The organism is Pseudomonas sp. NFPP25 (genome assembly GCF_900116505.1).
GTDB lineage: Bacteria > Pseudomonadota > Gammaproteobacteria > Pseudomonadales > Pseudomonadaceae > Aquipseudomonas > Aquipseudomonas protegens.
Genome location: NZ_FPBG01000003.1, coordinates 875453 through 896597, shown reverse-complemented (window position 1 = coordinate 896597; position 21145 = coordinate 875453). Strand labels below are relative to the sequence as shown.

Here is a 21145-nt window from a genome sequence, read left to right as displayed (position 1 = left end):
GGCCGCTTGCCCGGCCACTTCGGTGTAGCCCTTGAGCTGGCTGGGGCTGCCGCCGTTGACCTCGTTGAGGATCACATTGGCCGCGCGGCCGCCCAGGTTGGAGTTGCCGAGAATGATTCCGCCCAGTTGGGTTTCCTGGGTGCGGCCGGTGGCGTTGTTGAGGATCAGCCCCTGCTGGCCGACGTTGTAGTCGCTGAACTTGTTGTGCGACAGGCCGCTGCCATTGGGCGTGGCAATGTTGACGATGGGCACGCCATTGCCCGCCTGACCCAGTGTTGTGCCGCTGCCGTTGACCACGATGCCGTCGGCCATCGCCACCACGGGCTGCCAGAACATCACGTTAGCCAGGATGAACGCCAGACCGCGTTTGGACAGCCCCCAGAACGTATCCCGCGCTTGCAGGGTGGCGGAAGGCTGGCGGGCCAGAAAGGCGAACTGACGAGCGTCCATGTCGTATATCTCGGGCAAAGAGCGGAGTTAAAGGAACAGGTCCAGGCGGAAATAGATCGGGGCTTCCCGTTCACTCAGGGCTTCGGGCCGTTCGAGGGAATGGGCAAAGGTCACGCTGGCGGCAAGGTGCTTGCCCCGGGCGAAGAATTCGATGGAGTCGCTGGAGACCCGGCCATGCTGCTCGGCGTTGTAGCGGTCGTTGCGGATCGCGCCGAAGTCATAGCCCAGCCCCGTGCCGTATTCGGCGAACACCGGACGCAGCCAGTCCCAGCCCACCGGACGAGTCCAGCGCAGGTCGTTGCGCCAGTAGTAGCCGCTGTCGCCGTTCAGGCTCTGGTCCTTGTAGCCGCGGATCGAGGACTGGCTGCCCAGGCTCATGCGTTGCGAACTGAACAGCACGTCCTCGCTGCGCTGGCCGGTGACCAGGCTGCTGAACACCAGGGATTCTTCCCCCAGCTTGAACGGCTGCAGGTAGCTGGCGGTGGCGCTGTACTTGCGATAACGGGCGTTGGCCTGGCGGTTGCCGAAACGGTCGCGCTGGTTTTCACGCTGCGCATCGAAGGCGCCGATGCCGTCCTGCAGCCCCAGGTCGAGGTTGAGAAAACCGCTGCCGATGCGCCGGCCATGGTTGATGCCGAACTGCGCCTCGCTGAGGCGGTTGCTGCTGTTGCTCAGTTTGCTGTCTTCGATGTAGTTGTTGGTGCGCAGGTAGCTCAGGCCGGTATTGAGCGAGGTTTTGCTGAGGGCGTCGCGATGGATCACCCGCTCCAGGCGCAACTGGTGATTCTGGCTGTCGCCGGTCTGCTTGAAGTTGAAGCCCTGGCCCTGGGCCAGGGAACGGTATTCGCTCTGGCTGTAGCTGTAGCTGAGGTTCCACCAGCCAAACGGCAGGTTGTAATAGAGCATGGCGTTGCGCGAGGTTTTCTGGTGGTCGCTGATGGCGTCGTGGCCGCCGCGCAGCACCAGTTGGTCGGCCAGCCCCAGGGGGCTGTCCCATTCGAAGGAGCTGCCCCACTGCTGCTCGCCGGTGCTCTTCTGGCCCTCGTTGCTGCGTGATAGGCCAACGCGCCAGGGCTTTTGCGCGTTGTTCTTGACCAAGACCTCGCTGCCGCCCACGGCCTGGCCCGGGGCCAGTTCCATCTGCGCCTGGTTCGACGGCAGGCGGTTGAGCTGGTCCACCATCTGTTCGATCTGCCGTAGGTTGAGCAGCTCACCGCTACTGCCGGGGAAGGCCATGTTCAGCTCACGGGCACTGAGCTTGCTGTCTTCGGCGGCCTTGAGCCCTTCGAGCTTGCCCTCCACCACCAGCACTTGCAGTTGGCCGCTGGAGAGGTCTTGCTGCGGCAGGTAGGCACGGCTGGTGACCAGGCCTTTTTCGATATAGCGGTCGGTGATGACCTTGAGCAGTGCATTGAGCTGCGCTACCCCCAGGCACTGGCCGATGTAGGGCTGGAGCAGGCGCTCGCGCTCGGCAGCCGATAGCGAGTCGGCGCCCTTGAGCTGGATGTCCTTGATCGGGAAGCAGCGGCTGTCGGCCGGCGCCGTGGGCGCTACAGGCGCGGCGCTCTTGCCGGGCAGGTCCTTGAGTTCTTCGAGGCGCCGCTGCTGTTCTTCCAGCAGGCGGTTCTGGCGGTCGCGGATCAGGTCCTGGTCGCCGGGGTTGAAAGCCGGGCCCGGCAACGGCGCGGCAGTGGCGCTGGGCAGCGCAGTGACCAGCAGCAAGCAGGACAAGGCACAGCACAACCTCATCCCGAGGGTGGAGAGAGACATATTCGGTCCTTCGAAACGGCAGCAAGGGTAGAGAAAGGGCGCGCGATGTTAATGTGCCACCATTCTGACGTCAATTAAGCGCGAGCATCGTCGATGGATGGCTGGTTTTGCGGGGCACGCGCCCTGCTACAAGGCCGGATGCTAGAGCTATCGGCGACGCCGGCAAATCAGATCCATCTGAATTGCCGAGTAAGAATTCCTGATCAGGCACGGCAATCAAAGCCGCGGCCACCGGCTCAATCCAACTGAACTTTCCCTGCCTCCGCTGCCTCAACCGGATGACTGCCCGTTCCGAATCACGAGGCCTACGCCATGAAGAACCTGAGCATTCTTACCCTCGCCAGCAGCCTGCTGTTCGCCCTGCCCACCTGGGCCTGCACCCCGGACGAAGCCACCGCCAAGCGCGAACAGCTGGCCCAGGAAGTCAGCAAGATCACCGAGCAGAACCCGGCCAAGGCCAAGGAGATCAACGCCGAACTGCAGAAGATGGACCTGAGCACCTCCAGCAAGGACCTGCCGGACAATTGCCAGTTGATCGACCAGCGGCTCAAGGAACTGGCCACTGCCGAGAAAAAGGCCGAGAGCTGACACCCGCAAAGCAAAAAGCCCGGACCAGGTCCGGGCTTTTCATCTGCATCAGGCGCCAGGCTTATTCAGCGGCGGGGGCCTGTGGCTTGCGGCGCTTGAGCGGCGCCAGGCCATCCTGGCTGACCAGGCTGTCGCTCTTGGGCCGGTTGGCGGTCTTGCGCTTGGTCGGGGCCTTGGCCACGGCCTTTTTCTTGTCGCCCTTGGCGTCGGTCTTTTTCTTCTTCACGCCCACCGCCTTGCCGGAGGCCTTGACCTTCTTCGGCCCGCTGTAGGTGCCTTTGACTTCCTTGATGGTGCGGCGCTCGAAGCTCTGCTTGAGGTAGCGCTCGATGCTCGACATCAGGTTCCAGTCGCCGTGGCAGATCAGCGAGATGGCCAGGCCATCGTTGCCGGCACGGCCGGTGCGGCCGATGCGGTGCACGTATTCGTCGCCGCTGCGCGGCATGTCGAAGTTGATCACCAGGTCCAGGCCGTCAACGTCCAGGCCGCGGGCAGCGACGTCAGTGGCCACGAGGATCTTCACCCCGCCCTGCTTCAGGCGGTCGATGGCCAGCTTGCGGTCCTTCTGGTCCTTTTCACCGTGCAGGACGAAAGCCTTGTAGTCCTGGGCCACCAGGCGGCCGTAGATGCGGTCGGCCATGGCTCGGGTGTTGGTGAAGACGATGGCCTTCTGGTAGGTCTCGTTGGCCAGCAGCCAGTTGACGATCTGTTCTTTGTGCTGGTTGTGGTCGGCAGTGATGATCTGCTGACGGGTGGTTTCGTTCAGCTGGCTGACGCTGTTGAGTTGCAGGTGCTCAGGGTTGTTGAGGACCTTGGCGACCATTTCCCGCAGGCCGGAGCCGCCAGTGGTGGCGGAGAACAGCATGGTCTGCTGGCGGTTCGGGCATTCGTCCACCAGGCGCTGTACGTCTTCGGCAAAGCCCATGTCGAGCATGCGGTCGGCTTCGTCGAGCACCAGCACTTCGACTTCCTTCAAGTCCAGGTTGCCGGCGTTGAGTTGCTCCAGCATGCGCCCCGGAGTGCCGATGAGGATGTCCGGCACCTTGCGCAGCATGGCAGCCTGGACCTTGAAGTCTTCACCACCGGTGATCAGGCCCGACTTGATGAAGGTGAACTGGGAGAAACGCTCGACTTCCTTGAGGGTCTGCTGGGCCAGCTCCCGAGTCGGCAGCAGGATCAGGGTCTTGATGCTGACGCGGATCTTCGCCGGGCCGATCAGGCGATTGAGGATCGGCAGGACAAAAGCCGCGGTCTTGCCGCTACCGGTCTGTGCCGTCACCCGCAGGTCACGCCCTTGCAGCGCGAGCGGAATAGCCGCTGCTTGCACCGGCGTCGGCTCGACAAATTTAAGCTCGGCCACGGCTTTGAGCAGGCGTTCGTGCAGGGCGAATTGGGAAAACACGGGTGCTACCTCGAAGATATGCAAAAAAACAGCTGCATAGGGTACCGGTTTCGAGCGCGAAGGCCGAGTTTCTTTGTGCAAACGGTGGCAAAGAGTTGGTTTTTTGTTAACCGATTTGTCCTTAACCGTAACTTTCCCAGGGTTAAATGCTCTAATCCCCCTCCTGTGCCTTATAGAAGAATCGTTTTAGCCCATGGATTTCAAACAGCTCTGGCTCAATACCCAGGATCTCTGGGGAGCACTCGACCAACACCCTCTCCTGCACGCCGGCATCGGCCTGGCCCTGTTACTGGTGGTCGCCCTGCTGGTCGGACGAGTGGCACGCTACCTGGTGCTGCACGCGGTCAAGCTGCTGGGCCGCCAGCCGGCCCTGCACTGGCTCAACGACCTGCGCCACAACAAGGTATTCCACCGCCTGGCACAGATGACTCCATCCCTGGTGATCCAGTTCGGCCTGCACCTGGTACCGGAGCTGAGCAAGACCAGCCTGCTGTTCCTCGGCAACCTGGCCATGGCCTTCACCATCCTGTTCCAGCTCCTGGCCCTGAGCGCCCTGCTCAATGCCCTGCTGGACATCTACGCGCGCACCGAACACGCCCGCACCCGCTCGATCAAGGGCTATGTGCAGTTGGCGAAAATGGTGTTGTACGTGTTTGGCGCGATCATCATCGTCGCCACCCTGATCGACCGCTCGCCGCTGTTGCTGCTGTCGGGCCTGGGCGCCATGTCGGCGGTGATCCTGTTGGTCTACAAGGACACCCTGCTGTCCTTCGTGGCCAGCGTACAGTTGACCAGCAACGACATGCTGCGGGTCGGCGACTGGATCGAAATGCCCCAGGTCGGCGCTGACGGCGACGTGGTGGACATCACCCTGCACACGGTCAAGGTGCAGAACTTCGACAAGACCATTGTCTCGATCCCCACCTGGCGGTTGATGAGCGAATCGTTCAAGAACTGGCGCGGCATGCAGCAGTCCGGCGGCCGGCGGATCAAGCGCAGCCTGTACATCGACGCCAGCGGCGTGCGCTTCCTGCATGACGACGAAGAAGTGCGCCTGAGCAAGGTGCGCCTGCTCACCGACTACATCGGGCGCAAGCAGTCCGAGCTCAAAAGCTGGAACGAAGCCCAGGGCAACGTCGCCGCGCTGTCGGCCAACCGCCGGCGCATGACCAATATCGGCACCTTTCGCGCCTATGCCCTGGCGTACCTGAAGAGCCACCCGGAAATCCAGCCGAACATGACCTGCATGGTGCGCCAGATGCAGACCACGGCCCAGGGCATTCCCCTGGAGATCTACTGCTTCACCCGCACCACCGCGTGGGTGGATTACGAGCGCATCCAGGGGGATATCTTCGATTACCTGCTGGCGGTGATGCCGGAATTCGGCCTGAACCTGTACCAGCAGCCCAGCGGCACCGACCTGCGGGCCGGCCTGCTGCCTGCGGTGCTGGGTGCCAGCCATGTGCCGACAGTAGAGAAGCAGGCTCTGTAACCTGGTAGGAGCTGGCTTGCCAGCGAAGGCGTTGGCCGGCCAGACGCAACGCTTGCGGGCCCTTTCGCCGGCAAGCCGGCTCCTACAGGTTAGGGCGTCAGGCGCGGCGCCGCGCCCCGGCGGCTGATCCACACCGCCCCCAGAATCACCAACCCGCCCAGCAACAGCCGCCCCAGGTCTTCGTGCTGGTTCCAGATCAGCAGGTTGATCAACAGCCCCACCGGCACATGCAGGTTGTTCATCACCGCCAGGGTGGCGCCGGTAACCAGGCACGCGCCCTTGTTCCACCAGTACATGCCCAGGGCCGTGGACACCAGGCCGAGGAACAGCAGCACCGCCCATTGCAGCGGCGCGTCGGGCAGGTAGTGGGCCTTGCCGAACAGCAGGAACGCCGGCAACACCACCAGCAGCGCCCCCAGGTAGAAGTAGCCGAAGCGCCGGTAGTGCGGCTCGTCGCTGGGGTAGCGCGCCACCAGATGCTTGTACAGCACTTGCCCGGCGGCATAGGTGAAGTTGGCCAGTTGCAGCAGCAAGAACCCCATGAAGAAGTCCGGGTTGACGCTGTCGTAGCGGATCACCACCGCGCCTGCCACCGCCACCAGCGCCGCCAGCAGGCCCCAGGGGTTGAAGCGCCGGTTCAGGGCGTCTTCGATCAGGGTCACATGCAACGGCGTGAGGATGGTGAACAGCAGTACTTCCGGCACCGTCAGCACGCGAAAGCTCAGGTACAGGCACACGTAGGTGATGCCGAACTGCAGCGCACCGATCAGCAGCATGCCGCGCATGAAGGCCGGGGCCACCCGGCGCCAGCGGGTCAGTGGAATGAACACCAGCCCCGCCAGCAGCACCCGCACCAGCACCGCGAAGTAACTGTCGACATGCCCGGCCAGGTATTCGCCGATCAGGCTGAAGGAAAACGCCTGGATCAGCGTGACAAAAAGTAGATAGCCCATGTTCGCCTCGTCTTGAATGGCGGCGACGATAGCGGTTTTGCCCCCTCAGATGAAATCCCGGGCAAAAAAAAGCCCGATCTCGCTAGGCGTGCAATCGGGCGTCGGTACTGAAGGAGCAACCAGTACAAAGGGAGGTTCGATGCGCGAACCGGCTTGAAGGGGGATGCGCAGGCGCTACTTGAACACCGGTGGATTATCTGCGGATTAACGGCGCCGCCCTGCCCTTCGCTGAGCGGCGCCTGGGCTCAAGAATCGCGGCTCAGGCCACCTGGGCCAGCTTGGCATTGGCCTGGTTCAGGCCCTTCTCGTGGAAATCGCCCCCCAGGTTCAGGCCTTCGGCGTGGATGAACTCCACATCGTGGATGCCGATAAAGCCCATCACCTGGCGCAGGTAGGGTTCCTGGTGGTCCGCAGTGCTGCCGGCGTAGATACCGCCGCGGGCAGTGAGCACGTAGGCACGCTTGCCAGTGAGCAGGCCCTGGGGCCCGGTGTCGGTGTACTTGAAGGTCACCCCGGCGCGCAGTACGTGGTCGAGCCAGGCCTTGAGGGTGCTGGGAATGGCGAAGTTGTACATCGGCGCGGCCATGACCAGGACGTCGGCGGCCAGCAATTCCTCGGTCAATTCATTGGAGCGTTGCAGGGAGTCCTGCTCGGCGGCGCTGCGCTGCTCGGCGGGTTTCATCCAGCCCCCCAGCAGGTTGGCATCCAGGTGCGGCACCGGGTTGCGGGCCAGGTCGCGTACCGTGATCGAATCACCCGGGTGGGCGGCTTGCCATTGCTGGATAAAGGTCTGGGTCAACTGGCGGGATACGGAATCCTGCTGGCGGGCACTGCTTTCAATGATCAGGACGCGGGACATGGCACAAATCTCCATCGGGGTATGCGTAAGTCGATGGAGCGCAGATTAAACAGAGTGATATCGATGAAAAAGCGCAAATAACTGCTATAACCAATCAACAAATTCGTTTATAAGCGGAGCCAGCCCTGCAGCAACCGGCCGGGCCGGGCCCACTTCGATCATTTGGCCTGGCAGGTCAGGTCCAGGCGCAGCTTGATGATCTTGCGATTGAACTTGGCGGTAACGTTCTTGCTCTGCCCTGCGGCGACTTCCACCTTGCGGGTGCGCGGCGCTTCGGGGCCATTGCGAAACACCACCGAGCACAGCGCATCGCTCTTGCCGTAGTTGTTCAACTGGATGGAGCCGATGTCTTCATCGGTGTCATAGGCCGTGTAATCGATGCTCTGGCCGTTGAGCTGCTTCTCGACTTCGATGGGATAGGCCCAGGCGCTCAAGGGCAACAGAGCCAGCAACACACAACAGAATTTTCTCATTCGGCAGTCTCCAGTAAGGAGCGCCAGCTTAGGACAAGAGGAGCCCCTCATGAAAGCGCCCCGCGTGACCCTGGATCAATGGCGCACCCTGCAGGCGGTGGTCGACCACGGCGGTTTCGCCCAGGCCGCCGAAGCGCTGCACCGGTCCCAGTCCTCGGTCAGCTACACCGTGGCCCGCATGCAGGACCAGCTCGGCGTGCCGCTGCTGCGCATCGACGGCCGCAAGGCAGTGCTCACCGAAGCCGGCGGCGTGTTGCTGCGCCGCTCCCGGCAACTGGTCAAGCAGGCCAGCCAGCTGGAAGACCTGGCCCACCATATGGAACAGGGCTGGGAAGCCGAAGTGCGGCTGGTGGTGGACGCTGCCTACCCCAACGCGCGCCTGGTACGCGCCCTGACCGCCTTCATGCCGCAAAGCCGTGGCTGCCGTGTGCGCCTGCGCGAGGAAGTGCTGTCCGGGGTCGAGGAAGTGCTGCTCGAAGGGGTGGCCGACCTGGCCATCAGCGGCTTCAACATTCCCGGCTACCTGGGTACCGAGATGAGCTCGGTGGAGTTCGTCGCCGTGGCCCACCCGGAACACGCCCTGCACCGCCTGCAGCGGGAACTGCACTTCCAGGACCTGGAAAGCCAGCTGCAAGTGGTGATCCGCGACTCCGGCCGCCAGCAACCGCGCGATGTCGGCTGGCTCGGCGCCGAACAGCGCTGGACCGTGGGCAGCCTGGCCACCGCCGCGACCTTCGTCGGCAGCGGCCTGGGCTTTGCCTGGCTGCCCCGGCACCTGATCGAGCGCGAGCTGCGCGAAGGCCTGCTCAAGGTCCTGCCCCTGGACCAGGGCGGCAGCCGCCACCCGACCTTCTACCTTTACTCCAACAAGGACAAACCCCTGGGCCCGGCGACGCAGATCCTCGTGGAGCTGCTGCGCACCTTCGACACCGCGCCCCTGGATGCGCCCTTTGCCGCCCCCGAGCAAGCCTGACGCCACCCCACCAGAACAGGAGTTCTGCCATGGCCTATTTCGAGCATGAAGGTTGCACCCTGCACTACGAGGAATACGGCCGGGGCGACCCCCTGCTGCTGGTCCATGGCCTGGGCTCCAGCGCCCTGGACTGGGAAAAACAGATCCCCGCGCTCTCGACCCGCTATCGGCTGATCGTCCCGGACATCCGCGGCCACGGGCGCTCCGACAAGCCCCGGGAGCGCTACAGCATCAAAGGCTTCACCGCCGACATCGTGGCGCTGATCGAGCACCTGAACCTGGGCCCGGCCCACTACGTCGGGCTGTCCATGGGCGGCATGATCGGCTTCCAGCTGGGGGTGGACCAGCCGCAGTTGCTCAAGAGCCTGTGCATCGTCAACAGCGGCCCCGAGGTCAAGCTGCGCAGCGCCAACGACTACTGGCAGTGGTTCAAGCGCTGGAGCCTGGCCCGGGTGCTGAGCCCGAGCGCCATCGGCAAGGCCCTGGGCCCGCGGCTGTTTCCCAAGCCGGAGCAGGGCGAGCTGCGGCAGAAGATGGCCGAGCGCTGGGCAAAAAACGACAAACGTGCTTATCTCGCCAGCTTCGACGCCATCGTCGGTTGGGGGGTTCAGGAACGTCTGTCGCGAATCACCTGTCCAACCCTGGTCGTCAGCGCCGACCGCGACTACACCCCGGTGGCGCTCAAGGAGGCTTATGTCAAACTGCTGCCGGACGCGCGGCTGGTGGTGATCGAGGACTCCCGACACGCCACGCCGCTGGACCAGCCGCAGCGCTTCAACCAAACCCTGCTGGACTTCATGACCACAGTCGACACCACCACCCAGGATCACTGACCCATGCTGAAAAAAATCGCCCTCGTCGCCGGCTCCGTACTCTTCGCGGCCAACCTGATGGCCGCGCAACCGGCCAAGGCGCCCCACGTCCTGCTGGACACCAGCTTCGGCAAGATCGAAGTGGAACTGGACCCGGTCAAGGCACCGATCTCCAGCAAGAACTTCCTCGACTACGTCGACAGCGGCTTCTACACCAACACCATCTTCCACCGGGTGATCCCGGGGTTCATGGTCCAGGGCGGTGGCTTCACCGCGCAGATGGTGCAGAAAGACACCCGCGACCCGATCAAGAACGAAGCCTCCAACGGCCTGCATAACGTGCGTGGCACCCTGTCCATGGCCCGCACCTCCAACCCCAACTCGGCCACCAGCCAGTTCTTCATCAACGTCGCCGACAACGCCTTCCTCGACCCGGGCCGCGATGCCGGCTACGCCGTATTCGCCAAGGTGGTGAGCGGCATGGACGTGGTGGACCAGATCGTCAACTCCCAGACCACCACCAAGCAGGGCATGCAGAACGTGCCGATCGACCCGGTACTGATCAAGTCGGCCAAGCGTATCGACTGATACTTCGCAGCCTGTCCCGACGGCGGCGCCCTACCCGGCGCCCCGTCCGTTTTCTGCACAGGAGAGCCCGTACCCCGGGCTTCAGACCCCATGCTCTTTCGTCGTTTTGAACAACTGATCGACATCTTCCGCGACGCTCCCAGCGCCACCCCGCCCAACCGGGTCCTGCCCTTCTACTTCCACTACATCAAGCAAGTCTGGCCGAGCTTCGTCGCCCTGCTGGTGGTGGGCCTGTTCGTGGCCCTGATCGAGGTGTCGCTGTTCAGCTACCTGAGCACCATCATCGACCTGGCCCAGGGCACCCCCAGCGTCCAGGTGTTCACCGACCACGGCCTGGAACTGGCCTGGATGGCGGTGGTGGCGCTGCTGTTCCGGCCCCTGATGGTGGGCCTGCACGACCTCCTGATGCACCAGACCATCAACCCTGGCATGACCAGCCTGATCCGCTGGCAGAACCACAGCTACGTGCTGCGCCAGAGCCTGAACTTCTTCCAGAACGACTTCGCCGGGCGCATCGCCCAGCGCATCATGCAGACCGGCTATTCGCTGCAGGACTCCTCGGTGCAGGTGATCGATGCCCTGTGGCACGTGACCATCTACGCCATCGGTTCCCTGGTGCTGTTCGCCGACGCCGACTGGCGCCTGATGATCCCGCTGCTGCTGTGGATCGCCGGCTTCATCGGTGCCATGCGCTACTTCGTGCCACGCATCCAGAAGCGCTCGGTGGACGCCTCCGACGCCCGCTCCAAGCTGATGGGGCGAATCGTCGACGGCTACACCAACATCACCACCCTCAAGCTCTTCGCCCACACCCACTTCGAGCAGAGCTACGCCCGCGAGGCGATCGCCGAGCAGACCGAAAAGAGCCAGCTGGCCGGGCGCGTGGTCACCGCCATGGACGTGACCATCACCAGCCTCAACGGCCTGCTGATCGCCGGCACCACCGGCCTGGCCCTGTGGCTGTGGAGCCAGTCGCTGATCAGCGCCGGGGCCATTGCCCTGGCGACCGGGCTGGTGATCCGCATCGTCAACATGTCCGGCTGGATCATGTGGGTGATCAACGGCATTTTCGAAAACATCGGCATGGTCGAGGACGGCCTGAAGACCATCGCCCAGCCCCTGCAACTCACCGACCGCGAGCAGGCACCGAAGCTGGCGGTGGCCCAGGGCGGCGTGCGTTTCGAACATGTGGAATTCCACTACGGCAAGGCCAACCGGGTCATCAGCAACCTCAACCTGGAGATCCGCCCGGGGGAGAAGATCGGCCTGATCGGCCCGTCCGGGGCCGGCAAATCAACCCTGGTCAACCTGCTGCTGCGCCTCTACGACCTGCAGGGCGGCAAGATCCTCATCGACGGCCAGGACATCGCCGGGGTAACCCAGGAAAGCCTGCGCGAACGCATCGGCATGATCACCCAGGACACCTCGCTGCTGCACCGCTCGATCCGCGACAACCTGCTCTACGGCCGCCCCGACGCCACCGACGAGGAACTCTGGGAAGCAGTGCGCAAGGCTCGTGCCGACGAGTTCATCCCGTTGTTGTCCGACGCCCAGGGCCGCACCGGCTTCGACGCCCATGTCGGCGAGCGCGGGGTCAAGTTGTCCGGCGGCCAGCGCCAGCGCATCGCCATTGCCCGGGTGCTGCTCAAGGATGCGCCGATCCTGATCATGGACGAAGCCACCTCGGCCCTGGACTCGGAAGTGGAAGCGGCGATCCAGGAAAGCCTGGAGACCCTGATGCAAGGCAAGACCGTGATCGCCATCGCCCACCGCCTCTCCACCATCGCCCGCATGGACCGCCTGGTGGTCCTGGAACAGGGGCGCATCGCCGAGACCGGTACCCACGCCGAACTGCTGGCCCACGGCGGCCTGTATGCGCGCCTGTGGCAGCACCAGACCGGAGGCTTCGTCGGCATCGACTGAGCCTCTGTAGCCGCTACAGAAAGTTGCCGCACAATGCGCCAGAGCCCCCGGTTTCAGGGGGCCCTGGCGTTTTTCATGGGCGAGTGGAATTGCGCCGAAAGCCTGCTGTACTCAGCCTAGGTTCCGGAGCGGAACCTGTAGTTAACCTGCGGGATGCATAACAGTTGTATCGCGTTGATAGGTTGACCTATCAAGGACTCTCTCATGTCTTTGTTCAAACGTTCTGTCACCGAATTGCTCGGTACGTTCTGGCTGGTCCTGGGCGGTTGCGGCAGCGCCGTGCTGGCGGCGGCCTTTCCCAACGTCGGTATCGGCCTGCTCGGGGTCGCCCTGGCCTTCGGCCTGACGGTGCTGACCATGGCCTTCGCCATCGGCCATATCTCCGGTTGCCACTTGAACCCCGCGGTGTCCGTCGGGCTTGTGGTGGGTGGACGCTTTCCGGCCAGGGAACTGCCGGCCTATATCGTCGCGCAGGTGATCGGCGGGGTAATCGCCGCGGCGCTGCTGTACTTCATCGCCAGCGGCAAGCCGGGGTTCGAACTGGCCTCGGGGCTGGCGTCCAACGGCTATGGCGCACACTCCCCCGGCGGCTATTCCATGGCCGCGGGTTTTGTCTGTGAGTTGGTGATGACCCTGATGTTCGTGGTGATCATCCTCGGCGCCACCGACAAACGCGCCCCGGCGGGGCTGGCGCCCATCGCCATCGGCCTGGCCCTGACCCTGATCCACCTGATCTCGATCCCGGTCACCAACACCTCGGTCAACCCGGCCCGCAGCACCGGACCGGCGCTGATCGTCGGCGGCTGGGCGTTGCAGCAGCTGTGGATGTTCTGGCTGGCGCCGATCCTTGGCGCAGTGATCGGCGGTGTGGTCTATCGCTGGCTGGGCAAGGAAGACGGCTGAGCAACGCTGGCGAGGGTCACGCCTGCCGATAGGGCAAGGCGTCCCTCGCCTCTTGCGCATAGGCGCGGATTCCGGCCTGTTCCTGTTGCAGGAAATCCTTCACCGCAGCCTTCAGCCCGGAATGGCGCAGGTAGTGCCAGGAGCGGGTGAGCACCGGTTCGAAGCCGCGAATCAGCTTGTGCTCGCCCTGGGCGCCGGCGTCGAAGCGCTGCAGCCCCTGGGCGATGGCGTACTCCATGCCCTGGTAGAAACAGGTCTCGAAATGCAGGCGGTCGAACTCCGCCAGGCAACCCCAGTAGCGCCCATAGAAACTGTCGCCGCCCACCAGGCTGAAGGCCATGGCCACCGGGCGCCCGCCCTGCTTGGCCAGGACCACGCGGATCGCTTCGGGCATACGCTCGGCCAGCAGGCTGAAAAATGCTCGGGTCAGGTAGGGTGACTGGCGCCGCACTGCGTAAGTGTTGGCGTAGCAGGCATAGACGAAATCCCACTGCGCCTGGTCCAGTTCATGGCCTTCGAGCCACTGGAAATCAATGCCCTGCCCCGCCACCTGCTCGCGCTCCTTGCGCATCTGCTTGCGCTTGCGCGAGCTCAGGGCATCGAGGAAATCCTGAAAGTCCCGGTAGCCACGGTTCTGCCAGTGAAACTGGCAGCCCAGGCGCTGCAGCCAGCCCGGTTGCTGCTCCAGGGCCGCGTCGCTGAAATCGTCGGTGAAGTTGATATGGGCACTGGAAAGCCCTTCGATCTCCAGGTAGCCGGGCAGGCTTTTCAGCAGTTCGAGCGCATCTGCCTGGGTCGCTGCCAGCACCCGGGCGCCGCTCACCGGGCTGAACGGCACCGCCGTCAGCAGCTTGGGGTAGTAGTCGATTCCGGCCCGGTCGCAGGCATCGGCCCAGCCATGATCGAACACGTATTCGCCGTAGGAATGCCATTTGCGATAGCTGGGCAGCGCCGCCAGCAGCCGACCGTCTTCGACATGCAGCAGGTGCTCGGCCTGCCAGCCAGAGCGCGGGCCAAGGCTGCCGCTGTCTTCCAGGGCACTGAGAAAGGCGTGGCGCACAAAGGGCTGCCCGTCCTTGAGCAGGCCATCCCATTGCGCAGGATCGACGGCGGACAGGCTGTTCAAGGATTGCAGCGGCATCGGGGTCCCCGGAATTCAGATCGAACAACCCGGGGAGTATCCTCCATCCCCGGGTTCACCGAAACCGCCGCAGCGCTAGCGCCCCAGGCGCTCCGCCAGAAAGTCGATGAACACCCGGGACTTGCGCGGCAGGTGCGCACTGTTGGGAAACAGCACATGCACCGGCTGCGTGGCCAGCCGGTACTCGGGCAATACCCGCACCAGCCGCCCGTTGCCCAGGTCATCGAGGACCATCCACTCCGGCAGCACCGCCAGCCCCAGGCCGGCCAGGGCCATGGCGCGAATCGCCGTCGCCGAGTTGGACTCGTGCCCGGGGCTGACCTTGACCTCCACCTCGCCACGGCGCGGATGGCTGAAGGTCCAGCCCGGCGGCCCACCCAGGTTGCTGTTGCCAATCCAGGGCCAGGCATCGAGCTCTTCAGGCTGCGTCACCTGCCGGTCCTTGAGCAGCGCCGGGCTGGCCACCAGGACAATGGCGTAGTCCGCCAGCTGGCGCCCCTTGAACCCCGAGTCCGCCAGGTGCCCGAGGCGGATCACCAGGTCGAGCTTTTCCGCCACCAGATCATTCAACGACGAGTTGAAGTGATAACTCAGGCGCACCTCGGGATAACGCGCGGTGAACAACCGCAGGATCGGCAACACGAACGCCTCGGCATACTCCGCCGTGGAGCTGATGCGCAACTTGCCACTGACCCGGTCGCGCCCGTGCAGCACATTGTCGAAGGCGGTGTCGATATTGGCGACAATCCCCTTGAACTCGTCGTAGAGGGCCTGGCCGGTCTCGGTCAGTGTCACCTGCCGCGTGGTGCGGATCAGCAAGGTGCTCGCCAGCGCTTGCTCCAGGGCCTTTATGTGCAGGCTGGCCATGGCCTTGCTGATGCCCAGGTACTGCGCGGCGCGGGTGTATGAGCCGAAGTCCACCACCGCAAGAAAGGTCTGTACCCGGTGCAGCTGGCCGTGAAAATTTTCGCTCACTGTCAAATCCCATTAAACAATGCGTCAAGTATAGGCACCTCGACACCCTGCCCCCAAGCTCCCTAAGCTGCGCGCCAAAAGGGAGACGGCATGACTTACAGATACAAAGTGGCGGTGGTATTCCTTCTCGGATTCTTCATCGACTGCGTCAACATTTTCATGTCGGCGGTGGCCCTGCCCACTATCGCCGCCCAACTGCAAGTGTCCAGCGCCGCCGTGGCCTGGGTCGCCAATGCCTACATCCTCGGCCTGACCCTGGTGATCGCCATCAGCACCTGGCTCGCGGCGCGTTTCGGCAACCGCCAGGTGCTCTGCGCCTCGATGCTGCTGTTCAGCGTTGCCGGGCTGATGTGCGGGCTGGCCGACAGCTTCATGCCACTGGTGTTCTGGCGGCTGGTCCAGGGCATGGCCGGCGGCCTGCTGATTCCCCTGGGGCAGGCACTGACCTTCAACCTGTTCCAGGGCACGCAACGGGCGCGGATCTCCACCCTGGTGATGGCCGTGGCGCTACTGGCGCCAGCGCTGTCGCCCACGGTGGGTGGCGCCATTGTCGACCACAGTTCCTGGCGCTGGGTGTTCTTCGCCAGCCTGCCGCTGTCGCTGCTGGCGGCGTTGTTGTCCTGGTGCTGGATCAACGCCGAGCGCTCGGCGCCACCGCCGCGCCCGGACCTGCGCGGCCTGCTGCTGGTGACTGCGAGCCTGGGCTGCCTGTTGCTCGGCATGTCGCTGTACGGCAGCGGCTACCCGGCCCATCAGGCCGCACCGGGCCTGGTTGCCGGCCTGCTATTGGCCGAGTGCTACCGGCGTCACTGTCGGGCCTGCGCCCGGCCCATCGTCGAACTGCGGCTGCTGAAAAATCCGCGCCTGGGCCTGTCGGTGGCTATCTATCACGCGATCCCCGGGCTCTTCACCGGGGTCAATCTGCTGAGCCTGTTCTTCCTTCAGGAGAGCCTGCACCTGAGCGCCCAGCACAGCGGCATGTTCATGCTGCTGTATGCCGCCGGCGCACTGCTGGCGATGCTCGCCTGCGGACGTTTGTACAATCGCCTGGGCGCCGCACGGCTGTTCGCCATCGCCCTGGTGCTGCACAGCGCCGGCATCGCCAGCCTGTACGGGGTCGATTCGCTGGCCGATCTGCCCCTGATCAGCCTGGCCTACCTGCTGATGGGCCTGGGCGGCGGCGCCGGTGCCAATACCGCGCAGACCACCGCCCTGCTGGACTTCGACGGCGCCGATACGCACAAGGCCAGCGTGATCTGGAACATCAACCGGCAGATGGCCTTCAGCCTCGGCGCGGCCTTGCTGTTGATGCTCTACAACCTGCTGCTGGGTTATCGGGGCGTCACCGGCGCCTACCACCTGAGCCTTTTGCTGGCCGCCGCAGCCGGCCTGCTACCCCTGTTGACCCTGAACCGACTCCCACCACCCGAGGTCTCCCATGCCCAACTCGATCGCTAGACAGGCGCAATACAGCGTGCACTGGATTCACCAACTGATTCACAGCGTCTTCACCAACCAGCGCGGGGATGCCGAGGCCTGCATCGATCCCTTGCTGGGGCTGTTCGCCGAAGACTTCCAGATGGTCACCACCGGCGGCGCCATGGTCGGCCGCGAGCAGGTGGAACAGCTGTTTCGCGAAGGCCTGGGCCAACGCCCCGGTCTGGAAATCAGCATCAGCCAGGTGCGCTGTGTGTGGCAGGAAGGCCAGAGCGCGGCGATCCACTACAAGGAAACCCACCGCCTGGGCCAGGTCGAAAGCGCGCGCCTGTCCCTGGCGATCATTCGCGTGCAGGGCGATGCGGCGCAGTGGCTGTACCTGCACGAAACCGCCTGCCCTTGAGAGGCGCCCGTGCAGCGGGCAAAAAAAAACCCCGCCGGGGCGGGGTTAAAACGAGAGGAGCTATAACGGATGAGAAAGAGCTCTACCTGGGTGTTGCAACAGCGTTAGAACACGTACTGCACACGGGCTACGAGGGCATCGCCGCTGTCATCGCCAACGTTGTTGGTGATCTTGTCGGTGTTGACCTTGATGTAGTTGGCGGAAATCTTGATCGCCTCGTTGGCGTACCAGTTGACCCCGATGGTGTTCATGGTGGCCTTGGCATCGCCGACGTCACGGGTGGCGGTGGCGGCTACGACGTTCTTGTCATCGACCTTGATGTTGTCGTAGCGGTAGAACACTTCCCAGGCACCGTACTGCTTGTTCTCGGGCTTGATGGTGTCGAACTTGGCGCCGTCGAGTTTGTACACCCGGGCCTCGCCGGTCAGGGTATAGGCCAGTTGGCCGTAGAAACCGGTGGCCTTGACGTCCTTGTAGGCGTTGCTGTCGGCCTGCAGCTTGCGGGTCAGGTATTCCGCCTGGGCCGAGAACGGGCCGGTGGCGAAGGCGAATTCACCGCCGAACACCCGGTCATTGTCATAGGCGCCAACGGCCGTCTGGCTCGACGCGTTGAGGCCGGCACCGCCGCCGAAGGTGGCACGGTTGCCGTTGGTGCCGGCATCGTTGCCGCCGTTGGTGGCGATACCACGCACGCCCAGGCGTGGGCGGATCCGCGAGTCGAAAGCGGTGTCGCTCACATCACGGCTGGCAAAGTCCAGACCGAAGTGCAGGACGTTGCCGGTCTCGTGCATCGGGGCGAACACGGCACGGGCGTTGAACTGCTTGACGCTGTCGCCGTCCTTGTCGTTGATGTCCTTGGCCGCCACGCTGCCGGACAGGTAGGCCATGTCGGCGACCACCGAGCTGGCCTGCAGGCCCATGCCGTTCTCGTGGGAGTTGACCCAGTCGGCCAGCTCGTAGGCGGCGTTACGCTCCATGGCGGTAACCCACTTGGAACTGGTGGCCTTCTCCAGGCCGAAGTCTTCGTCGAAGCGGCCGGCGCGCAGGGTCACCGGCTTGAAGCCGACGTAGGAGATGGACGCCTCGTCGAAGTAACCGTCATCGGCGGTGCCCGAGTTGTGGGAGAAGTCGTAGTTGATCTGGTATTTCCAATCCTTGTAGGCGGTACCGCCCAATTCCAGATAGGCGCGGCGGAAGTACGCGCCGTCGCCGCTGTCACCATTCTTGGTGTAGAACCCGTCGAAACGGCCATAGTCGGCTTGCAGACGACCGCCCAGCTTGAAGCTGAACGCGGAGTCGGTGGTAGCAACCTCAAGGCCGCCCTTGGTTTTGACTACGATATCGGCGCCGTCGGTGGTGACGGTGCCAGCGAAAGCCTGGGCGGTTACTGCCAGGGCCAGGGCGCTGGCGGCAAAACCGGCGAAGTGCTTACGGATCATCGAAGAGTTCCCCTAATTGGTGGTCTGTAGCGTTGGAAAACACGCGGGGTTGGCCCGCTGGTGTTGGGTGGGAATCTTGGCGAGGGGTTATTTCAGCCGGGTTGCTGATAGATAAAGATTTGATTACAGGGGAACTTTTTTACTTCGAAATGAAATAAGGCAAAAAGCCTGTACTAGAGCCTTTGCCCTGGGTTTTGCGGGGGAATAGGGGGACACAAGAACACTGTCACCTTTGATCGGATGACAGTTTCATGTGGTGTCTGTAGCCGTCGAGCCCCGGCGAGGCGGCGAACGGCTCCGTAGGTGACGCCGCGATCCTGAGGGCGCTGGAGGTTCGACGGGAGACCGTCAAGCAAGGCCCTGCGGGCCTTTTCGCAGCCTCGCCGGGGCTCGACAGCGGCTACCAAGCCATGGGGGGAGGCAGGATCAGCGGTGGTTCTGGCGCTCGGCGGCCAGACGCTCGGCCAGTTCGTCGAGACCTTCCAGGGGCGGCTCCGGAAGCACCCGCAAGGTGGCCTGGAGCAGGCGCATCTGGCGAATGAAACGCCGGCAATTGGGGCAGAACAACAGATGATGGCGCACCATCAAGCGCTCGCGAAAGCTCAACTGGCCATCGAGATAATCGCTGGATCGTGCCACTTGTTCCTTGCAGGTCAGCATTGGCCGGTTTCCTCAAAATGCTCCACGGTGGCGAAGACCTTCAGACGCGCCCGGTGCAGCAGTACCCGGACATTGGAGAGCGTGAGCCCCAAAAGGTTACAGATCTCTTCCAGCTCCAGGCCCTGGCGTTCGCGCAACAGCAGGACACTGCTCTGCAACTCGGACAGGCTGAGCAGGGTGTGCTCCAGGCAGTCACGCAGTTCGGACTCGGTCAGCAGGGCTTCCGGGGTGTCTTCGTGCCAGGCGAAAGGCGCCACCAGCCAGTGACCATCGCTGGAGGAGAAACGCTCATCACCCACGGTGCCATGGGGCGCCGGCAGATCGTCGAGCAACACTTCCCGGCGGTTCTGCTTGTAGCGGCTCTTGGCCGCGTTGGCGGTGATGGTCAGCAGCCAGGTCTTGAGGCTGGAACGCCCCTGGAAACCCGCCAGGTTGCGCACCACCGACAGCCAGGCGTCCTGTACCACTTCGTCGGCGTGGCGGTTGCCGACAATGGCGTAGGCCACGGCGCGCATGGCGCTCTGGTAGGTGCCGACCAGTTCCTTGTAAGCCTTTTGTTCGCCCGCCAACAGGCGCTCTAGCAGTTGCGTGTCATCAGCAGCGGCCATTCGTGCCTCGTTCAATCATGCAGGTTTGAGGGGGTGTGACGCGCCAATCCCGCCCGACGCCACACCCCAACCCTGGATCAACGCTTGCGCAGCAACACGCTACCGATCGAATAACCGGCGCCAAAGGAGCTGAGCACGGCCAGGGAACCGCTGGCCAGGTCGTCCTGGTACTTGTGGAAGGCAATCACCGAACCCGCCGAACTGGTGTTGGCGTAAGTGTCGAGAATCACCGGCGCTTCTTCCACCGAGGCTTCGCGGCCCAGGAGCTTCTTGACGATCAGGTGGTTCATGCTGAGGTTGGCCTGGTGCAGCCAGAAGCGCTTCACGTCGCTGACGTTGAGCTGGTTTTCTTCCAGGTGCGCAGCGATCAGCTCGGCCACCATCGGACATACATCGCGAAATACCTTGCGGCCTTCCTGGACGAACAGCTTGTCGCGGGCACCGATACCCTCTTCCGCGGCGCGGTTGAGGAAGCCGAAGTTGTTGCGGATGTTATTGGAGAACTGGGTCAGCAGCTTGGTGCTGACGATGTCGAACTGGTGCTCGGAGGTGGCCAGGTCGGCTCGCTCGATGACCACCGCGGTGGCGGCGTCGCCGAAGATGAAGTGGCTGTCGCGGTCACGGAAGTTCAGGTGCCCGGTGCAGACTTCCGGGTTGACCATCAGGATCGCCCGGGCCTGGCCCAGTTGCACGCTGTTGCAGGCCGCCTGGATGCCGAAGGTCGCCGAGGAGCAGGCCACGTTCATGTCGAAGCCAAAACCCTGGATGCCCAGTGCGGCCTGGACTTCGATGGCGATGGCCGGGTAGGCGCGCTGCAGGTTGGAGCAGGCGACGATCACCCCGTCGATGTCGGCGGCAGTCTTGCCGGCCCGCTGCAGGGCTTGCTCGGCGGCGGCCACGGCCATCTGGCAGAGTACCGACCATTCGTCGTTGGAGCGTTCCGGCAGGCGTGGAGCCATGCGCTGCGGGTCGAGGATGCCGTCCTTGTCCATGACGAAGCGGCTCTTGATGCCCGAGGCCTTTTCGATGAAGGCAGCGTTGGATTCGGTCAGGGCCTGCACTTCGCCGCGCTCGATGGCGGCAGCGTTGTCACTGTTGAACTGGTGGACGTAGGTATTGAACGATTCCACCAGCTCTTCGTTGGAGATGCTGTTGGCCGGGGTAAACAGGCCGGTGCCGCTGATGACGACGTTGTGCACGGTCGTTCCTCTAATGTGTTGAGGCAGAAGGTATTGGCACTCACGTGCCAAACCGTAAAGGGACGACTCCCGCCAGGGGAGCCGTTTCTGGCATCGC

Annotated in this window: 21 protein-coding genes; 9 read left to right on the top strand and 12 right to left on the bottom strand. The window is 63.8% G+C overall.

Annotated features, from left to right (window positions below; all coding sequences use genetic code 11):
• A partial coding sequence (locus tag BM382_RS16200; protein WP_139238030.1) for a two-partner secretion domain-containing protein occupies window positions 1-450 on the bottom strand: 450 nt, incomplete at its 3' end.
• 27 nt (window positions 451-477) lie between these two features.
• Window positions 478-2220 carry a ShlB/FhaC/HecB family hemolysin secretion/activation protein gene (locus BM382_RS16195; protein WP_072443299.1) on the bottom strand — a complete coding sequence of 581 codons (1743 nt, stop codon included), beginning with the start codon at window positions 2218-2220 and terminating at the stop codon, window positions 478-480.
• 312 nt (window positions 2221-2532) lie between these two features.
• On the opposite strand from BM382_RS16195, the gene BM382_RS16190 reads away from it, so the two are divergent.
• The gene (locus BM382_RS16190) at window positions 2533-2808 is read left to right on the top strand and encodes a hypothetical protein (RefSeq protein WP_011059888.1); all 276 of its coding nucleotides are present in this window, start codon (window positions 2533-2535) and stop codon (window positions 2806-2808) included.
• A 61-nt stretch (window positions 2809-2869) separates the two neighbouring features.
• On the opposite strand, the gene BM382_RS16185 is transcribed toward BM382_RS16190, so the two are convergent.
• Window positions 2870-4210, bottom strand: coding sequence for a DEAD/DEAH box helicase (locus tag BM382_RS16185; RefSeq protein WP_011059887.1), 1341 nt, complete (start codon window positions 4208-4210; stop codon window positions 2870-2872).
• Window positions 4211-4403: 193 nt separating this feature from the next.
• Here BM382_RS16185 and BM382_RS16180 point away from each other — a divergent pair, with 193 nt between their 5' ends.
• Entirely contained in the window at window positions 4404-5702 is a 1299-nt protein-coding gene (locus BM382_RS16180; RefSeq protein ID WP_011059886.1) for a mechanosensitive ion channel family protein, read from the top strand.
• 89 nt (window positions 5703-5791) lie between these two features.
• On the opposite strand, the gene BM382_RS16175 is transcribed toward BM382_RS16180, so the two are convergent.
• The 3 genes from BM382_RS16175 to BM382_RS16165 all read right to left on the bottom strand — a co-directional run bounded on the left by BM382_RS16175 (window position 5792) and on the right by BM382_RS16165 (window position 7987).
• On the bottom strand, window positions 5792-6655 hold the full coding sequence (locus tag BM382_RS16175; RefSeq protein WP_011059885.1) for a carboxylate/amino acid/amine transporter: 864 nt from the start codon (window positions 6653-6655) through the stop codon (window positions 5792-5794).
• A 259-nt stretch (window positions 6656-6914) separates the two neighbouring features.
• Complete coding sequence (locus BM382_RS16170) at window positions 6915-7514, bottom strand: FMN-dependent NADH-azoreductase (RefSeq protein ID WP_011059884.1); 600 nt, start codon at window positions 7512-7514, stop codon at window positions 6915-6917.
• A gap of 158 nt (window positions 7515-7672) precedes the next feature.
• Window positions 7673-7987 carry a hypothetical protein gene (locus tag BM382_RS16165; protein ID WP_011059883.1) on the bottom strand — a complete coding sequence of 105 codons (315 nt, stop codon included), beginning with the start codon at window positions 7985-7987 and terminating at the stop codon, window positions 7673-7675.
• A 49-nt stretch (window positions 7988-8036) separates the two neighbouring features.
• Between BM382_RS16165 and BM382_RS16160 the strand changes: the two genes are divergently transcribed.
• The 5 genes from BM382_RS16160 to aqpZ all read left to right on the top strand — a co-directional run bounded on the left by BM382_RS16160 (window position 8037) and on the right by aqpZ (window position 13186).
• Window positions 8037-8960: a PA3225 family LysR-type transcriptional regulator gene (locus BM382_RS16160; protein WP_011059882.1), complete on the top strand. Its 924-nt coding sequence runs from the start codon at window positions 8037-8039 to the stop codon at window positions 8958-8960.
• 29 nt (window positions 8961-8989) lie between these two features.
• Entirely contained in the window at window positions 8990-9793 is an 804-nt protein-coding gene (locus BM382_RS16155) for an alpha/beta fold hydrolase (RefSeq protein WP_072443297.1), read from the top strand.
• A 3-nt stretch (window positions 9794-9796) separates the two neighbouring features.
• Window positions 9797-10360, top strand: coding sequence for a peptidylprolyl isomerase A (locus BM382_RS16150; RefSeq protein WP_011059880.1), 564 nt, complete (start codon window positions 9797-9799; stop codon window positions 10358-10360).
• 90 nt (window positions 10361-10450) lie between these two features.
• Complete coding sequence (locus BM382_RS16145; protein ID WP_053149644.1) at window positions 10451-12283, top strand: ABC transporter ATP-binding protein; 1833 nt, start codon at window positions 10451-10453, stop codon at window positions 12281-12283.
• A gap of 204 nt (window positions 12284-12487) precedes the next feature.
• Complete coding sequence (gene aqpZ / locus BM382_RS16140) at window positions 12488-13186, top strand: aquaporin Z (protein ID WP_011059878.1); 699 nt, start codon at window positions 12488-12490, stop codon at window positions 13184-13186.
• A gap of 16 nt (window positions 13187-13202) precedes the next feature.
• Here aqpZ and BM382_RS16135 read toward each other — a convergent pair whose 3' ends face one another.
• Window positions 13203-14327 carry a GNAT family N-acetyltransferase gene (locus tag BM382_RS16135; protein ID WP_072443295.1) on the bottom strand — a complete coding sequence of 375 codons (1125 nt, stop codon included), beginning with the start codon at window positions 14325-14327 and terminating at the stop codon, window positions 13203-13205.
• 75 nt (window positions 14328-14402) lie between these two features.
• Window positions 14403-15308, bottom strand: coding sequence for a LysR family transcriptional regulator (locus tag BM382_RS16130; protein WP_072443293.1), 906 nt, complete (start codon window positions 15306-15308; stop codon window positions 14403-14405).
• An 84-nt stretch (window positions 15309-15392) separates the two neighbouring features.
• On the opposite strand from BM382_RS16130, the gene BM382_RS16125 reads away from it, so the two are divergent.
• Together BM382_RS16125 and BM382_RS16120 are read left to right on the top strand one after the other, a co-directional pair.
• On the top strand, window positions 15393-16760 hold the full coding sequence (locus BM382_RS16125) for an MFS transporter (protein WP_072443291.1): 1368 nt from the start codon (window positions 15393-15395) through the stop codon (window positions 16758-16760).
• Entirely contained in the window at window positions 16741-17142 is a 402-nt protein-coding gene (locus BM382_RS16120) for a nuclear transport factor 2 family protein (protein WP_026019998.1), read from the top strand. The genes BM382_RS16125 and BM382_RS16120 overlap by 20 nt, the downstream gene beginning before the upstream one ends.
• Window positions 17143-17246: 104 nt before the next feature.
• Here BM382_RS16120 and BM382_RS16115 read toward each other — a convergent pair whose 3' ends face one another.
• The 4 genes from BM382_RS16115 to BM382_RS16100 form a co-directional block, all read right to left on the bottom strand.
• Complete coding sequence (locus tag BM382_RS16115; RefSeq protein ID WP_011059873.1) at window positions 17247-18581, bottom strand: OprO/OprP family phosphate-selective porin; 1335 nt, start codon at window positions 18579-18581, stop codon at window positions 17247-17249.
• Between the two features lie 426 nt (window positions 18582-19007).
• The gene (locus tag BM382_RS16110; RefSeq protein WP_011059872.1) at window positions 19008-19241 is read right to left on the bottom strand and encodes an anti-sigma factor family protein; all 234 of its coding nucleotides are present in this window, start codon (window positions 19239-19241) and stop codon (window positions 19008-19010) included.
• A complete protein-coding gene (locus tag BM382_RS16105) occupies window positions 19235-19849 on the bottom strand; it encodes an RNA polymerase sigma factor (protein WP_011059871.1) in 615 nt (204 codons plus the stop codon). The genes BM382_RS16110 and BM382_RS16105 overlap by 7 nt, the downstream gene beginning before the upstream one ends.
• A gap of 77 nt (window positions 19850-19926) precedes the next feature.
• Window positions 19927-21048 (bottom strand): beta-ketoacyl-ACP synthase III, encoded by a 1122-nt coding sequence (locus BM382_RS16100; protein ID WP_019093329.1) that lies wholly within the window; start codon window positions 21046-21048, stop codon window positions 19927-19929.
• Between the last annotated feature and the right edge of the window lie 97 nt (window positions 21049-21145).

Bases quoted from the DNA above. Each gene is read 5' to 3' on its own strand.
- BM382_RS16115 (WP_011059873.1), bottom strand. From the start codon at position 18,581: ATGATCCGTAAGCACTTCGCCGGTTTTGCCGCCAGCGCCCTGGCCCTG.
- aqpZ (WP_011059878.1), top strand. From the start codon at position 12,488: ATGTCTTTGTTCAAACGTTCTGTCACCGAATTGCTCGGTACGTTCTGG.
- BM382_RS16155 (WP_072443297.1), top strand. From the start codon at position 8,990: ATGGCCTATTTCGAGCATGAAGGTTGCACCCTGCACTACGAGGAATAC.
- BM382_RS16180 (WP_011059886.1), top strand. From the start codon at position 4,404: ATGGATTTCAAACAGCTCTGGCTCAATACCCAGGATCTCTGGGGAGCA.
- BM382_RS16160 (WP_011059882.1), top strand. From the start codon at position 8,037: ATGAAAGCGCCCCGCGTGACCCTGGATCAATGGCGCACCCTGCAGGCG.
- BM382_RS16150 (WP_011059880.1), top strand. From the start codon at position 9,797: ATGCTGAAAAAAATCGCCCTCGTCGCCGGCTCCGTACTCTTCGCGGCC.
- BM382_RS16110 (WP_011059872.1), bottom strand. From the start codon at position 19,241: ATGCTGACCTGCAAGGAACAAGTGGCACGATCCAGCGATTATCTCGAT.
- BM382_RS16190 (WP_011059888.1), top strand. From the start codon at position 2,533: ATGAAGAACCTGAGCATTCTTACCCTCGCCAGCAGCCTGCTGTTCGCC.
- BM382_RS16105 (WP_011059871.1), bottom strand. From the start codon at position 19,849: ATGGCCGCTGCTGATGACACGCAACTGCTAGAGCGCCTGTTGGCGGGC.
- BM382_RS16195 (WP_072443299.1), bottom strand. From the start codon at position 2,220: ATGTCTCTCTCCACCCTCGGGATGAGGTTGTGCTGTGCCTTGTCCTGC.
- BM382_RS16170 (WP_011059884.1), bottom strand. From the start codon at position 7,514: ATGTCCCGCGTCCTGATCATTGAAAGCAGTGCCCGCCAGCAGGATTCC.
- BM382_RS16145 (WP_053149644.1), top strand. From the start codon at position 10,451: ATGCTCTTTCGTCGTTTTGAACAACTGATCGACATCTTCCGCGACGCT.
- BM382_RS16175 (WP_011059885.1), bottom strand. From the start codon at position 6,655: ATGGGCTATCTACTTTTTGTCACGCTGATCCAGGCGTTTTCCTTCAGC.
- BM382_RS16135 (WP_072443295.1), bottom strand. From the start codon at position 14,327: ATGCCGCTGCAATCCTTGAACAGCCTGTCCGCCGTCGATCCTGCGCAA.
- BM382_RS16165 (WP_011059883.1), bottom strand. From the start codon at position 7,987: ATGAGAAAATTCTGTTGTGTGTTGCTGGCTCTGTTGCCCTTGAGCGCC.
- BM382_RS16125 (WP_072443291.1), top strand. From the start codon at position 15,393: ATGACTTACAGATACAAAGTGGCGGTGGTATTCCTTCTCGGATTCTTC.
- BM382_RS16120 (WP_026019998.1), top strand. From the start codon at position 16,741: ATGCCCAACTCGATCGCTAGACAGGCGCAATACAGCGTGCACTGGATT.